Source organism: Cyanobacterium sp. IPPAS B-1200, from assembly GCF_001747005.2.
GTDB lineage: Bacteria > Cyanobacteriota > Cyanobacteriia > Cyanobacteriales > Cyanobacteriaceae > Cyanobacterium.
In genome coordinates, this window is the sequence record NZ_CP182899.1 from 442,267 (window position 1) to 456,967 (window position 14,701).

The 14,701-nt window shown below is 39.7% G+C and carries 14 protein-coding genes; 8 read left to right on the forward strand and 6 right to left on the reverse strand.

Features of this window, described 5'->3' with window-relative positions; all coding sequences use genetic code 11:
* The first annotated feature begins 140 nt into the window (after positions 1-140).
* A complete protein-coding gene (locus A5482_RS01915) occupies positions 141-2,507 on the forward strand; it encodes a transglutaminase TgpA family protein (protein WP_069790106.1) in 2,367 nt (788 codons plus the stop codon).
* Between the two features lie 192 nt (positions 2,508-2,699).
* Positions 2,700-4,163, forward strand: a complete 1,464-nt coding sequence (locus A5482_RS01920) for a GTP-binding protein (RefSeq protein WP_069790107.1) — start codon at positions 2,700-2,702, stop codon at positions 4,161-4,163.
* On the opposite strand, the gene A5482_RS01925 is transcribed toward A5482_RS01920, so the two are convergent.
* Entirely contained in the window at positions 4,129-4,782 is a 654-nt protein-coding gene (locus A5482_RS01925) for an SDR family oxidoreductase (RefSeq protein ID WP_069790108.1), read from the reverse strand. The two genes, A5482_RS01920 and A5482_RS01925, sit on opposite strands and share 35 nt — an antisense overlap.
* Before the next feature lie 180 nt (positions 4,783-4,962).
* Here A5482_RS01925 and cobA point away from each other — a divergent pair, with 180 nt between their 5' ends.
* Positions 4,963-5,649: a uroporphyrinogen-III C-methyltransferase gene (gene cobA / locus A5482_RS01930; RefSeq protein ID WP_069790109.1), complete on the forward strand. Its 687-nt coding sequence runs from the start codon at positions 4,963-4,965 to the stop codon at positions 5,647-5,649.
* 15 nt (positions 5,650-5,664) lie between these two features.
* Positions 5,665-6,216, forward strand: coding sequence for a TIGR04376 family protein (locus A5482_RS01935; protein WP_069790110.1), 552 nt, complete (start codon positions 5,665-5,667; stop codon positions 6,214-6,216).
* 196 nt (positions 6,217-6,412) lie between these two features.
* On the opposite strand, the gene A5482_RS01940 is transcribed toward A5482_RS01935, so the two are convergent.
* Both A5482_RS01940 and bioF read right to left on the reverse strand, forming a co-directional pair.
* Complete coding sequence (locus tag A5482_RS01940; RefSeq protein ID WP_069790111.1) at positions 6,413-6,937, reverse strand: GNAT family N-acetyltransferase; 525 nt, start codon at positions 6,935-6,937, stop codon at positions 6,413-6,415.
* Positions 6,938-7,084: 147 nt separating this feature from the next.
* Complete coding sequence (bioF, locus tag A5482_RS01945) at positions 7,085-8,245, reverse strand: 8-amino-7-oxononanoate synthase (protein WP_069790112.1); 1,161 nt, start codon at positions 8,243-8,245, stop codon at positions 7,085-7,087.
* Positions 8,246-8,364: 119 nt separating this feature from the next.
* On the opposite strand from bioF, the gene ispD reads away from it, so the two are divergent.
* A complete protein-coding gene (ispD, locus tag A5482_RS01950; protein ID WP_069790113.1) occupies positions 8,365-9,048 on the forward strand; it encodes a 2-C-methyl-D-erythritol 4-phosphate cytidylyltransferase in 684 nt (227 codons plus the stop codon).
* 78 nt (positions 9,049-9,126) lie between these two features.
* Here ispD and A5482_RS01955 read toward each other — a convergent pair whose 3' ends face one another.
* A complete protein-coding gene (locus tag A5482_RS01955) occupies positions 9,127-9,633 on the reverse strand; it encodes a TolB family protein (protein WP_201150046.1) in 507 nt (168 codons plus the stop codon).
* Between the two features lie 72 nt (positions 9,634-9,705).
* Between A5482_RS01955 and A5482_RS01960 the strand changes: the two genes are divergently transcribed.
* The 3 genes from A5482_RS01960 (at position 9,706) to A5482_RS01970 (ending at position 13,120) form a co-directional block, all read left to right on the forward strand.
* Positions 9,706-10,641, forward strand: a complete 936-nt coding sequence (locus tag A5482_RS01960) for a serine hydrolase (RefSeq protein ID WP_069790115.1) — start codon at positions 9,706-9,708, stop codon at positions 10,639-10,641.
* An 89-nt stretch (positions 10,642-10,730) separates the two neighbouring features.
* Positions 10,731-12,521, forward strand: coding sequence for a sodium:solute symporter family protein (locus tag A5482_RS01965; protein ID WP_069790116.1), 1,791 nt, complete (start codon positions 10,731-10,733; stop codon positions 12,519-12,521).
* Positions 12,521-13,120: a 5-formyltetrahydrofolate cyclo-ligase gene (locus tag A5482_RS01970; RefSeq protein WP_069790117.1), complete on the forward strand. Its 600-nt coding sequence runs from the start codon at positions 12,521-12,523 to the stop codon at positions 13,118-13,120. The genes A5482_RS01965 and A5482_RS01970 overlap by 1 nt, the downstream gene beginning before the upstream one ends.
* A gap of 1 nt (position 13,121) precedes the next feature.
* On the opposite strand, the gene A5482_RS01975 is transcribed toward A5482_RS01970, so the two are convergent.
* Positions 13,122-13,715, reverse strand: coding sequence for a M23 family metallopeptidase (locus A5482_RS01975; RefSeq protein WP_242411905.1), 594 nt, complete (start codon positions 13,713-13,715; stop codon positions 13,122-13,124).
* A gap of 105 nt (positions 13,716-13,820) precedes the next feature.
* On the reverse strand, positions 13,821-14,675 hold the full coding sequence (locus tag A5482_RS01980) for a universal stress protein (RefSeq protein ID WP_069790119.1): 855 nt from the start codon (positions 14,673-14,675) through the stop codon (positions 13,821-13,823).
* Positions 14,676-14,701: the final 26 nt, after the last annotated feature.

A 14,701-nucleotide genomic window follows, 5' to 3' on the forward strand; every position in this document is an offset into this window, starting at 1 on the left:
TTCCTACAGCTTGATTTTATCCCATTATTTTTTGTCTGAGCTTATTTTTTAGCTTTCTAACTTAACTTTTTATAATTGTCAATCAATGGTTAATGGTTCATTGCTACAATGAATCTACTGCTAAAGCCTATGAATAATCGATGATTGAACAATTAAAGCGTTTTCCTACCATTGAAAGAATTATCCAGCAAATAGAGTCTTTGCCCCCTCTCAAAACTGAGGAGTCTATTTTATTTCGTGTATTGGTACAGTTGATGGTGATTGTGGGTATCGTGGCGACGGATGTGGCTGCGGTGAGTCAATTTCCGATGAGTGTTTGGGCTATTCCTTTGAGTATTTTGGGGGGGGTGGTAAGTTGGCATCGTCGTAAGGAAAAAAACGTTACTTTAAAATTTATCCTTGCCATTGCTATGGTTGCCACTTTGTTTTTCTTTTTGGGTAATCTAATACGCAGTTTGTTTGATAATCGTTTAGTGTTGGCGGAGTTTTTGGTACAGTTGCAAGTTTTACATAGTTTCGATTTACCTCGCCGTAAGGATTTGGGTTATTCTATGGTGATTGGTTTTATTTTAATCGGGGTGGCTGGTACTCTTTCTCAGACGGTGGCTTTTGCTCCTTGGTTATTATTGTTTCTTTTGGTTACTATTCCGACGATGATTTTGGATTATCGTTCTCGTATGGGTTTACCGACTTATGAGAGTGAGTATAAGGCTAATACGGGTAATAAACATCAGAAGCAGTCGGAGAAAACTAAACAGTGGTTAAAAAATTCTCCTTTGTCGCCGAAAAAGATTACTTCTTTTTTGACGGTTACTCTGGCTATTGGGTTGCTAATTTTTACGATTATGCCTCGTTATCCGGGGTATCAGTTACAAACTTTTCCTGTGAGTGCGCCTGAAGGGTTGGAAGATCTTGATTTTTCTCAGGCTGATCGGGGCATTGTTAGCCCGGGTTATAATCCTGATGGTAGTGGTGCTGGGGGTGGTGGTACTTCTGGGGAAGATGGTGCGGGTAGAGGGCAGGTGGATGATACTTTTTATTATGGTTTTAATACTACCATGGACCAAAATTTGCGGGGTAGTATTAGTAATCCGAAGGTGGTTTTGAGGGTGCGATCGCAATCACCTGGATTTTGGAGAGCTTTGGCTTTTGACCATTACACTGGGCAGGGTTGGGATATTTCGAGGGATGATCAAACCATGGATGTAGATCGCAATCGTTGGAATTTCCAATTCAATTTTTCTTTGCCCAATGTGCTGGGAGAAACGGAGAGGGTAATTCAAACTTTTACGGTGGTTTCTGATTTACCTAATATTATTCCTCTTTTATCTTCTCCCGATCGCCTTTATTTTCCCACAGAACAAATAGCCATTGATACAGAGGGTAGTTTGCGATCGCCCACAGGCTTAATTGAGGGTTTAACCTACACGGCGGTATCAAAAGTAAGAAACCGAAATCAAACCCAATTATCCCAAGCAGGAAATAATTATCCTGAATCTATCTCCGATTACTATTTAGAAGTACCTGAAAATATTAGGAATTTGGTGAGGGAAAAAGCAGAGGAATTATTGTCACGCTCCCCCAGTGAGCTAACTTCTAATTATGCCAGAGCATTATATCTTGCTCAGGCTATCAAACAAAATTATCGCATCGATCCTGATATTCCACCCCTAGAGGAGGGCGAAGACTTAACCCAAGCCTTTCTGGAAACCTATCAAGGGGGTTATCCCGATCATTTTGCTACCGTATATACCCTTATGTTGCGATCGCTCAATATCCCTGCTCGTTTAGTAGTGGGTTTTGCCCCAGGCAACTTCAACCCCTTCACAGGATACTATGTCGTACGTAATACCGATGCCTACGCCCTTACAGAAGTCTATTTTCCCAACTATGGCTGGTTTTATTTTGATCCCCTCCCGGGTAACGAAATCATCCCCCCATCCGTGGACGACGACAACACCTTCGGAGTCTTAGGACAACTGTGGGATTGGGTTGCCAGTTGGTTGCCTTCCCCCATTGTCGATTTTGTCACCATACTATTTACCAACATTATTGATGCTATTTCCGACTTTCTTTCCTCTCCATGGCTAACTCGTTTGTGGGCATTTTTTACGGGTAGTTTTACGGGTATTTTGCTAGGCTCAATGGTGTTAATATTCCTTGGGTTTATCGGTTGGTTAGGGTTTAATTTACTGCAAAAACAATTGTATCGTCTCCGTTTAGCGAAGTTAGATCCTATGGAGAAGTTATACCTCGAAATGATTGATTTTCTAGGAGCAAAAGGTTATCCCAAACATAAAGCCCAAACTCCGAGGGAATACGCCCAAAGATTAAGGGATTTTTTAGCTACTGAACAACTAGAAATTATTGATTTAATTTCAGATAATTTTGTGGCTTGGTATTATGGTAAACAAGACTACAATATTGATTATTTACGAAGCCAATATAACTTATTAAAAAGTAGTTTTAAATCTAAAGTAAGTAAACAATTGATGATGGATAATTGATAATAATAAATAAGTAAGTAAGTAGAGTTATGCTCTGTAAACTAATAGGGAGGCAAGGAGTAAGAGATGTGAGGTAAGGGGTAAGAGATGTGAGGTAAGGGGTAAGGGATATGAGGCAAGGGGCTTAAGCCCCTTGTTAAAGAAATTGTAGAAACCAAAAAATACTAATGGAACGGAACTTATAAAAGAATTATGGCAGAAGAAGAATTTAACCAATGGAGTCAAGAAGAATGGGAAAACACCATCCTAGACTTTGCCAATTTACAAGGAGAAATTAACTATAAACAAGCTCAAAAATCTTTACAAAATTTACTAGACAATCTTGACCTTAAAAAAGAAGAAAAAATAGGATTAGAAACTGATATTGGACAACTAACAGCAATGTTAGAAAAACTAGAAAACTCTGTGATTCAAATTGCCGCCTTTGGCATGGTAGGCAGGGGAAAATCTAGCGTTTTAAACGCCTTAGTGGGGCAAGAAATATTTATCACTGGGCCTTTGCATGGAGTAACCCAAGATATAAGTCAAACCCATTGGCAACTCAATCAAGAAAGTATTGGTAATGGATTGGGTAATGTACAACGGCTAATAAATTCCTCCGCTAATGCTCAAATTCAGTTGATTGATACCCCCGGCATTGATGAAATTGATGGGGAAACGAGGGAGGCTTTAGCCCATGATTTGGCTAGTCAGGTGGATTTAATTTTATTTGTGGTGTCGGGGGATATTACGAGGGTGGAATACAATGCCCTTTCTCAGTTGCGGGAAGTTGGTAAACCGATGATTTTGGTGTTTAATAAAATTGATCAATATCCTGATACCGATCGCACCGAAATCTATGAGACAATTAGGGATAAGAGGGTAAAAGAGTTATTGTCACCCGATGAAATTGTCATGGTGGCGGCATCTCCTCTTATTTCTGTGGCGCTGAGGGATAAAGAAGGTAAATTAAAGGTTAGTCGTCGTCGGGCAGAGCCTCAAATCGAAGATTTACAGCTAAAAATCCTTGAAATTCTCCATCGAGAAGGAAAATCCCTCGTTGCCCTCAATACCATGTTATTTACAGGTAATATTAACGAACGATTGGTACAACGAAAATTATCAGTTAGGGATGATAACGCCGAAAAAATTATCCAAAAAGCCGTAATGACTAAAGCCAGTGCGATCGCCCTTAACCCTGTAACCGCCCTAGATTTGTTCACAGGGGCGATCGTTGATGTGGCGATGATTTTAAGCCTTTCCCACCTTTATAACATCCCCATGACCCAAAAAGGGGCATTAGGACTACTAAAAAAAATAGCCTTCAGCATGGGAGGTATCACCGCCAGTGACATCCTTGTGACATTTGGTTTAAGTTCCCTGAAAGGAGTATTAGGCTTAACCACCCCCATCACAGGAGGATTAAGCCTTGCCCCTTATCTCTCCATCGCCATTACCCAAGCAGGAGTAGCAGGGGTTTCCACCTATACCATTGGGCAAGTAACCAAAGTTTATCTCGCCAACGGCGCTTCATGGGGCGAAAATGGTCCCCTAGCAGTGGTAGAAAACATCATCAATTCCCTTGATGAAACGTCCATTTTAAACCGCATCAAATGGGAATTAAAAGCCAAATTAAAAACTACTAAACCGCCAATAATTGATCCCAATCTTGGCTAGGGGCATCCTCTTGGGCGACAATTTCCAAAATTTTGCCATCAGTTTCTGGGCGAGAAATCACCTCAACACATACCTGCGCCACTTTTCTACGGGGAATAGAGCCTTCCTCTAGGGTATCAGCACCCCTTACCACCAACGGATATAAATTGTCTTCATTTTTTAAACCTCCCGGACGCACGATGGTATAGTTTAAGCCACTATTTATCAAATACTTTTCTGCCTGTTTTTTCCAAAACAACACCAACCCAAATAAATTGAGAGGATGGAAAAACTTCGATACACAAAGGGAAGTAACAAAAATAAATTTATTTATCTCTGCTTTTTTCGCACAATCAATTAAATTTTTACTACCCTCAAAATCCACCTTATAAAACGCCGTAATATCCCAACTAGGGGTTGCCCCCGTGGCACAAATTACCACATCACAATCTTTTAAAGCATTTTCTAAAGTTGTAGGTTTTAAAACATCCCCCATAACTAAATCCACCGATGGGGGTAAAATTTCCTTTGCCTTGGCTTCTTCCCTCACCAAAGCCCGAACATCCATCCCTTTTTCTACCAACTCTTTGACTATTCTTCTTCCTGTTTGCCCCGTAGCCCCTGCCACTAAAATTTTCATGGAATTTTTTATTTATAATTACTATGGTTCTATGGTATCAATTTGTTTAAAGTGGGAAATAATGCGAATCGTAGTAATATTGACAATTAAATTGCTCTATTTTAGTCTGAACTAGAGATTAAATATTAATTACGATCAGTCATAATCAATCTTCATTAATAGTTAAAATTCAAAATAATCATGACCATTTATTTCGTCGGTGCGGGGGTAGGGGGTATCGACTATTTAACGGTAAAAGCCCATGGTTTAATTTGTAAGGCTGATGTAGTCATTTATGATGCGTTGGCTGATGATGAAATTCTCAAAATTACACCACCCCATTGTTTACAAATTAATGTGGGCAAAAGAGGGGGACAAATTAGCACTCCTCAAGATAAAATCAATCAAATATTAATTAATTATGGTCAATCGTATAATAATGTAATTCGTCTGAAAAGTGGAGATCCTGGCATTTTCGGTCGTCTTAGTCCAGAATTAAGGGCGATCGCCCCTTATAATATTGATTATGAGCTAGTACCTGGTATATCATCTATTTTAGCCGCTCCTTTATGGGCGGGGGTAAGCCTGACAGAAAAAAATAACAGTCAAAATTTTGTGGTGATTAGTGGACATAATCCTGAATCCCTTGACTGGCATATTCTCTCCCAAATCGACACCCTCGTTATTTTGATGGGGGCTAAAAATCTTCCACGCATCATTGATTTTTTAATTAAGGGCGATCGCCCTTTAAATGGTTCTATTATAATCATAAAAAATGCAGGGAGAAACAATCAACAAATATGGACTGGGACATTAAATAATATACTGAGCAAAACCGAAGGAATAGCTCTCTCTCCATGTGTTATCGTAATTGGTAATGTGAACTGATTATTAACTAAGACCATGGGAATTTTTGAAGATTTTAGTAATTTTTTAGAATCTCGATTAGAAGAATTTTTAAATAGTAATCCAAAACTTAAACTAGAAGTTTTATCAGAAGAATTAATAGCTCAAGAAAAAGAAACTATTAAACTTATTTTAAAGCTAAAAGCTGAACTTCAAAAATTAGAGCAAGAAATTACACAATTAGGCAAAGACATTCAAAAATGGCATCCTCGCATCGAAAAAGCAAGACAATCAGGTCGTTATGATTTAGCTCAACAAGCTGAAATGAGAGAAATTAGTCTTCTTCAACAGGGAAAAATAGCTTGGGAAAAAATGGAAGACACTAAGAAAAAAATTGCCCAGTCAAGAGAAATTCTTGCATCCATTGAAGATAAACAAAAAGAAATTCAACTGAAAATGAAACAAGCTCAAAGTACCTATAATACTCCTAAATATTATAATTCCTCCTCCTCTCAATATTCTACTTACAACGACACTTTAGATCCCCTCGAAGAGAAATTCCAACAATGGGAAGTTGACCAAGAATTAAAGGATATGAAAGGAAAGTAAAACACTCCACAATAAATGTAAATAATCATTACAGAATTTACTTTTTTTATTGACTTTTTTCCCTTATACTGAGATGATAAAGATATTTACAGGATAATGGAAATCTGTGTGTTTATATCATAAAAATGCAAACATTCCCATTATATAATAATAACATATCCAGAGAGTATCAAAACCTAAAAAGTGCAAAAAAAAGTTAATCAGGATACCAAAACATTCCCTTGATGCCTTCAGGATCTAGGATAAAACCTAAACGACGGTAAAACTCTACCACTTGAGGATCTGCAAATAGAGTAACATTACTAATATCATCACTACGTAACTTGCGAATCATATATTGCATTAAAACCTTACCTAATCCCTTATTCTGAAAACGGGGGTGAATGACCACATCCCAAATAGTGGCATTAAAAGCATGGTCAGAAGTCGCACGGGCAAAACCAATCATGATTTTTTTATTGCCTCTAACCTCCCAAGCCGAAACAACTAAATAGCTGTGTTCGAGGGCTTTTTTTACCTTTCTGAGAGGGCGCCTAGCCCAACCCACAGAATCACAAAGTTCTTCTAATTCATACAAATCGATTTCTTCATGGGTGCTGAAATAAATTTGGCTGTTACCAAATTTATCAGGATTTAGTGACACCCAGTCTCTATTATCATCATTAGCATTAAAGCTATTGTCGTTGTTTGTTTTTGTAAATAGTTTTTGCAACCAAACCATGCCCGTATGGCTAGAGTTAGATGTTTGTAATTTTTAAAATGTTCATTGAGTCTAGGATTTCACTTTTCTCAACAACCTTCTAAGCATCATATCACAAAGAATTGAGAATGAATAATGAATATTAATAGCATTCTAGCGTTTTATTCCCTAATTCTGAACCTCGATGACATTCACTAATTGTTGTAAATCTCTAATCTCGTGGGTTGCCATGAGGGAAAAACGTAGTCGGCTAGTGGGTACTGTGGGGGGGCGAATAGCTGGTACATAGAAACCATGCGATCGCAATTTAGACGACATATTTAGGGCTTCGGGAGCATCTTTGAGGGGTAAACACAAAATTGCCGAATCTGAGGGTAAAATAGCTAGGTTAGCTTCACTACATAGTTTTTTAAGAAAATTAATATTAGTCCATAGATTATGACGACGATGGGCTTCAGTGCGAATGATATTAACCCCTGTCAACGCCGCTGCTGTATCTGCCACAGAAAGGGCAGTGGTATAAATCCAAGTAGGGCAACGGTTACGCAAAAAATCAATTAACACCTCACTCCCAGCCACATAACCCCCTAAGCTACCGACAGCTTTACTTAGGGTGCCGATTTGAATAATACGCTCACTTTTTATCTGAAAATGTTCTAAGCATCCAGCCCCATGTTTGCCCATTACTCCTGTGCCGTGGGCTTCATCCACCATTAGCCAACAGTCAAATTTTTTGGCAATATCCAACAACAAAGGGAGGGGGGCAATGTCTCCATCCATACTAAAAACACTGTCGGTGATAATCAGACAATGGCGATAGTTGGCGCGATTTTTAGTTAATTGCTCAACTAAATCTTCACAGTTAATATGTTGATATTCCACCGCATGGGCTTGGCTTAATTTTGCTCCATTTTTAAGACTAGAGTGGTTATATTCATCCCCTAAAATAAGGTCTTTTTTGCCCACTAGGGCGGAAATAGTACCTAAATTGGCTAAATATCCCGAACTAAAAACAAGGGCTTTAGGGGTTTGTTTCAAAGAGGCGATCGCACCTTCTAAATCATCATGGAGGGTTCTATGACCACTTAATAAACGAGATCCAGTGCTACCATTACCATAACGCTCGGTAGCTTCTATTACCGCCTGTTTAAGACGAATATCTGTGGCTAGTCCTAAATAATCATTACTAGCAAAATTAATTAACTGTTCACCATCAATGGTGATAGTGTAACCTGATAAATCAGTTATTTTTTGTTCTTGCCGATACCAACGAGCTTTTTTAATAGTAGAAAGGGATTTTTGTAAATGTTGCCCTAGAGAATCATTCATGAAAATCGATAAACAGTGAAGGTAAATTGACAATAGACCACGGACAATCCACAATAAATGAAGCTAAAAAAATAATTTTTATTCCTCAATTAACATCTAATCTTATCAAAATTCTGGCTATGTTTTTATTAATTCCCGCCGCAGGTGTAGGTAAAAGAATGGGAGCAAAAGGCAACAAATTACTATTAAAATTACAGGATAAGCCCCTCTTGGCATGGACATTAATTAACGCCGAAAAATCTCAGGAAATTGAATGGATAGGAATAATGGGGCAACCCTACGACTTTAAGGAATTTACCCAAATTATTAAACAATTATCCCTTACCAAACCCGTCACCTTGATAAAAGGGGGAGACACTAGACAACAATCAGTTTATAACGGTTTACAAGCCTTACCTAGCCATGCCCAGAAAGTATTAATCCATGATGGGGCAAGGTGTTTGGCAACCCCAGAATTATTTGATCGTTGTGCCAAAGCGTTAGATAATTGTCAGGGTTTAATTGCAGCTATCCCTGTTAAAGATACTATCAAAATAGTAGATGAAAACAAAACTGTCATAGATAGCCCTAACCGTGATTACTTATGGGCAGCCCAAACCCCTCAAGGATTTGATGTGGAGTTATTAAAACAATGTCACAATCAAGGGCTAGAGTTGGGGTGGGAGGTGACAGATGATGCGGCGCTGTTGGAAAGATGTGGTTATTCGGTGCAGATAGTAGAAGGGGAAGAAACTAATTTGAAAGTGACTACTCCTATGGATTTAACTATTGCAGAGTTTATTTTAAATCACGGGAAAGTATAGCGGTTTTACAATTCTTGATTGTCGGATTTCATACTTAAACCTAACAGACTCAAAATTCTAAAGTTTAATTGTCCATTGTCAGTTATTGATGGGGTTGCCACGAATATCCGTCACCACAATATCCCACTGTCCATTATTGGCTGTTTCAAAAACAATTTTTTCTCCGTTACTACTTATCATCGGGTTTCTAATTTCTTTATTATTTTGGGGGATTAAAACTCTTTTTTGTTGGGTGGTGCGGTCATATAAATATAGCCCTGATTGTCCTTGTTTTACCACCATAAACACTAGATAACGTCCATCCTCGGAAATGGTGGGATTAGTGGCAATTTCATCAAAGGCATTTAAATTGGGTAAATCAATTAGGCGGCGGTTTCTGGCATCAAATAAGTAAATATCTTGAGAGCCGTTGCGGTCTGAGGTAAATGTGATAAAATTTCCTGCTATGTAGGGATTTAATTCTGAGTTACGACTATTTAAACCCCTTCCACCATTATCGAAGGGAAAATTGAGAGTGCGGGGATAGTTGCTACAACCAGTAATGGTTAACACCATCAGCACAGGAAGGACAAAGATTCGTTTCACATTGATAGGGCTAGGTTTAGCACCACACATTATACGATAAAATAACTAGCAAATCTTAATGATAATTGATTTATGGCTTTTTTTATCCCTGATGAATCCCTTCAAAAAACCGCCGAAGAAGTTTTAAACGCTACATGGCAAAGGTTTCCTTCTTTGGCAAAAAACCAAATTGCCTTGACTTGGCTTGTGTATGACGAGCCGATAATTGTGAATACTGGAGGTGCTTTGTCGGTGGATGAGTTTTGGAAGCATCCTATTCGGGGTTATAGCTATCGGGGGGATGAAAATCTTTATCCTGCTAGTGTGGTAAAACTTTTTTATTTGGTGGCGATTAAGGATTGGATTAAGACGGGGATGCTAGAAACTAGCCCAGAGTTGGAAAGGGCTATTAGGGATATGATTGTGGATTCGAGTAATGATGCTACTGGCTTGGTTTTGGATGTGTTGACGGGTACTACATCAGGCCCAGAATTAACGATCGCACCTTTTCAAACATGGGCATATCAGCGTAATATTGTCAACCGTTATTATCAATCTTTGGGGTGGGAGGAGTTAAAAACCATCAATGTTAATCAAAAAACTTGGGGAGATGGCCCCTACGGCAGAGAAAGAATGTATTTAGGGGAAAATTTTGAAAATCGTAATCGTTTAACCACCAGTGCGATCGCCCGATTATTTCACAGTATAGTAGGAGGTGTGGCAGTATCCTCGGAAATATCTCAAGAAATGATGAGTTTATTACAAAGAGATGTAAACCAAAAAACCCTCGCCCCCCATGAAGAAGAAAATCAGGTGAGTGGCTTTTTGGGGGAGGCATTGAGTACAGGCGATCACCTTTGGTCAAAAGCAGGATGGACATCAAAAGTAAGACTTGACAGCGCCTACATTGAAAAAAGTAACGGGAAGGCTTACCATTTAACAGTGTTCACCGAAGGTGCAGAAAATAGCCAAAATAGAGAGATTTTACCCTTTATTTCCTCCCGAATCAGCCAATTTATGGAACATTAATCAACTATTCAAAGTCAACCCATTGCCTATTGCCTATTGCCTATTGCCCATTGCCTATTGCCCATTATTTCCCCATTCCCTTATAAAAAATGCAAACAATCGATTGGATAGTAGTCTTGTTATACCTCATTGCCACCATGGCAGTGGGCATATATCTTTCAAAAAAAGCCTCCAAAAGTTTAGAAGACTTCTTCGTCTCAGGGCGCTCATTACCTTGGTGGTTAGCAGGTACAAGTATGGCTGCCACCACCTTTTCCATTGATACCCCCCTCTACATTTGCGGAGTTGTTGCCACTAGGGGTATAGCAGGTAACTGGGAATGGTGGAGTTTTGGTTTTGCCCACGTGGTATTAATTTATATATTCGCCCGATTATGGCGTAGGGCGGAGATTGTCACCGATGCGGAGTTAACGGAGATTCGTTATGGGGGGAGAATGGCGGCAATTTTACGGGCAACCAAAGCCTTTTTATTTGCCGTACCTATCAACTGTATCGGTATTGGTTACGCCATGTTAGCCATGGTAAAGGTGGTGGACGCTTTGCAGTTGTGGGAAAGTTTGGGGTTGAATGTGGGCGACAATGGCAAGTTATGGAGCGTTATTTTTGTTAGTTTTTTCGTCCTCATCTATTCAGGATTTTCAGGGTTATGGGGAGTGGTCGTAACGGACTTTTTCCAATTCTTCCTCGCCCTGTTTGGAGCTTTATTAGTGGCGGTGTTTGCGGTCAATGATGTGGGGGGTATAAGGGAGTTAGTTCCCCAAGTACAGGCAGTTACAGACATCGATGTATTAGCTTTTATCCCCTTGGTGCGGGGGGATGGATTTTTGGGTTGGCAGTGGAGCGATTTTGCAGGAATTACTCTCACTACCTTTTCTGCTTATCTTTTTGTGCAGTGGTGGAGTTTTCGCCGTAGTGATGGGGGAGGGGAGTTTATCCAAAGGTTAGTGGCGGCAAAGGATGAAGCGGAAGCGGAAAAGGCGGCATGGTTTTTTAATATCCTCAATTATATCGTCCGTACTTGGCCTTGGATTTTGGTGGCTTTGGCAGGATTGGTTATTTTTCCTGAATTAGAAGATCCTGAATTGGCTTATCCTTTAATGATGTTGGAGTTTTTACCTTCTATCGTCCTCGGTTTGGTGGTGGCTTCTTTGATAGCTGCTTTCATGAGTACGGTATCTACTTCTATTAATTGGGGGGCTTCTTACCTCACTAATGATTTGTATCGTCGTTTCTTTGCCCCTGATGCTTCCCAAGCCCAGTTGGTTTTTGCTGGAAGGGTTGCTTCTGCTTTGGTGACTGTGATAGGTGCGATCGCCGCTTTTTTCGCCCAAGACATTGCCACGGTATTCCGCTTAGTAATTGCCATCGGTACAGGGCCTGGATTAGTATTAATTTTAAGATGGTATTGGTGGCGCATTAATAGTGCGGCAGAGTTAACCGCCATGCTGGTAGGTTTTGCCATCGGTGTGCTGAGTATGATTCCTAACCTCAATCTCTTCCCGACGGATTTTGGTTTAAGGTTAATGGTTATCTCTGGTGCCACAGCGGTAGTATGGATTTCGGTAATGTATCTCACTCCCCCTGAGTCCGAAGAAACCTTAACCAGTTTTTATCTACGGGTGCGCCCCGCTGGGTTAGGGTGGAAAAAACAACAGGATGCTACAGGGGTTCAACCTTTACAAAATTTGGGCTTAGATGCTCTCAAAGTGGTGGCTGGGGTGATGATTTTATTTGGCTCAATGTTATCCATCGGTGGCTTTTTACTTTTACAATCGGGGGTGGGTTGGTTTTGCCTCGTGATGGCGGTAATCGGCGGTTTTTGGTTACGTCATCTCAACAAACAACGAATTTTTAGTATGTCTCGCCCCGGGAAAAAGTAATGAATATAGCTGAACAAAAAAGACTGTTACGAAAAAAATATACTAAGGAGCGATCCCAAGGGGATCTGCTACGCAGCACGCACCTTGATCATTTCCAATGGCAAAAAAAGAGCGATCGCATTAGCCGTAATTTATTCAACCATCCCCTTATCGAAAAATCAAAGGTAATTCTAAGCTATATCAGCCATAGACAAGAACCGGATTTAAGTTTTTTATATCGTCATCACCCTATTACATGGGGCATTCCTCGCTGTCAAGATAAAGACTTAATTTGGCATCAATGGCATTGGGGTAAAGGACTTAGAAAAGGGGCTTATGGTATCTTTGAACCTTATAAAGATAGTCTCAAAATTATTCCAGAAGAAGTAGAACTAATTTTAGTACCTGCGGTGGCCTGTGACAAAAAAGGTTATCGCCTTGGCTATGGAGGAGGATTTTACGATCGCCTCTTATCCCAAAAGCCATGGCAAGATATTCCCACCATGGGCATCATTTTCGACTTTGCCTATGTGGACGAATTACCCACCGAAGAATGGGATCAACCCCTTGACTATATTTGCACAGAGAAAGGAATTATAGAACTAAAAAAAGACCTCTAAATTATCCCCTTTGGGCGTACATCCGTCGTAATATTTCCCCCGGGTCAACTCTTTCTCCATTAAGCCTAAATTCCCAGTGAAGATGAGGGCCTGTAGTCCTTCCAGTCATACCAATTCTGCCAATACGAGCGCCCGTAGGTACGGTTAGCCCTTGAGGAATAAAAATTCCCCCTTGTCTATCTACCAAGGCTCTACCTCGATTTGTATTTTCGATCGCCCCCATCATGTGACAATAAGTATGGTTCCATGCCCCTGACCTAATGGTAATCATCGTACCACAGGCGGTATTATCCGAGAGTCCTACTACTTCGCCCCCCCACCAATTACGAATGTAACTACCCAAGGGAGCGGCAATATCTAAACCGCTATGAAATTGTCTTCGCCCCGTAACGGGATGAATGCGATAACCAAATGGGGATGTATATCTTTGGAAGTTTTCCACAGGAAAGGATGCTCTACCCCATAAATTAGCAGAAGCCACAGTTTGCGATCGCACTGGAAGGGTCGTATAATGAAGGGTGACGATGAGGGAAAATGTCACCAAAAATAAAAAAACACCGATGACACGCCACTTTTTTAGTGCTAACTTAAACATCTTACCTTTAGGTAATGTCAGCTTAAACATTACTCCTCACCAAATTTATAAATACGATCAATAATTGTAACCTACCCCAAAAAAAATGGGGTGAGTCCGATTAACTTAACGGAATAACAAGGCGGGAATTCTGGTACTTCTCAATAACTGAATAGTAGTGCTACCAATAATTAAATTTCTGATGCGACTATGACCATAAGCCCCCATAATGAGCAAATTAATATTATTCTGCTCAATATAAAAAGTAATCTCACTTTCTTCATCACCTTTTAACAAAGAAGATTGAACACTAAAACCTGCATTTTCTAATAAATCCAAAGCCTGTGATAATTTACCGTTACCATCATCACCTTTGCTCACCATCACCAAATGAATATCCAAATCCTTAACGAAAGGAACATTTACTAAAAAGTCTAAAATTCGATGACCTGTGGCACTACCATCATAAGCAATTAAAACTTTATCAATGGGAACATAGTCACGGGGGGTAACAAAACAAGGTTTATTACTAACACGAACAATTCTCTCTAAATTTGCCCCTAGATGAACGGAATTATAATCCGCATTTTCTCCCCTTTTACCTAATACAATTAAATCCGTTTTTTCCTCTAAATTTTTAACCGTATCAGCGACAAAACCAGTCTTATGAATACCATTAACCTTTTCTACTCCTTCCTGTTTTAAAATCTCTTTGCCATGATCTAAAATCACCTTAGCTCGTACATGATTTAACTTTGCCCTTTCATGGTCTAGTTCCACTAACTTTTCTAACAATTCATCCGATGCACCTAAACCAAGACTTCCGCTCCAATTTCCCTGAGAAGATTTACTTTGAGCTCGATTGTCTGTCACCGATAAAATATTCACCTCTGCATCTAATCTTTTGGCCATCCAGGCAGCATATTTATAGGCATTTTCACCATAACTAGAACCATCTGTACAGAGTAAAATATTTTTCATGATGAACTTTTTGTTAACTAGAAACT

Coding starts and splice junctions, on each gene's coding strand:
- A5482_RS01915 (WP_069790106.1), top strand. CDS start 141: ATGATTGAACAATTAAAGCGTTTTCCTACCATTGAAAGAATTATCCAG.
- A5482_RS01920 (WP_069790107.1), top strand. CDS start 2,700: ATGGCAGAAGAAGAATTTAACCAATGGAGTCAAGAAGAATGGGAAAAC.
- A5482_RS01925 (WP_069790108.1), bottom strand. CDS start 4,782: ATGAAAATTTTAGTGGCAGGGGCTACGGGGCAAACAGGAAGAAGAATA.
- cobA (WP_069790109.1), top strand. CDS start 4,963: ATGACCATTTATTTCGTCGGTGCGGGGGTAGGGGGTATCGACTATTTA.
- A5482_RS01935 (WP_069790110.1), top strand. CDS start 5,665: ATGGGAATTTTTGAAGATTTTAGTAATTTTTTAGAATCTCGATTAGAA.
- A5482_RS01940 (WP_069790111.1), bottom strand. CDS start 6,937: ATGGTTTGGTTGCAAAAACTATTTACAAAAACAAACAACGACAATAGC.
- bioF (WP_069790112.1), bottom strand. CDS start 8,245: ATGAATGATTCTCTAGGGCAACATTTACAAAAATCCCTTTCTACTATT.
- ispD (WP_069790113.1), top strand. CDS start 8,365: ATGTTTTTATTAATTCCCGCCGCAGGTGTAGGTAAAAGAATGGGAGCA.
- A5482_RS01960 (WP_069790115.1), top strand. CDS start 9,706: ATGGCTTTTTTTATCCCTGATGAATCCCTTCAAAAAACCGCCGAAGAA.
- A5482_RS01965 (WP_069790116.1), top strand. CDS start 10,731: ATGCAAACAATCGATTGGATAGTAGTCTTGTTATACCTCATTGCCACC.
- A5482_RS01970 (WP_069790117.1), top strand. CDS start 12,521: ATGAATATAGCTGAACAAAAAAGACTGTTACGAAAAAAATATACTAAG.
- A5482_RS01975 (WP_242411905.1), bottom strand. CDS start 13,715: ATGTTTAAGTTAGCACTAAAAAAGTGGCGTGTCATCGGTGTTTTTTTA.
- A5482_RS01980 (WP_069790119.1), bottom strand. CDS start 14,675: ATGAAAAATATTTTACTCTGTACAGATGGTTCTAGTTATGGTGAAAAT.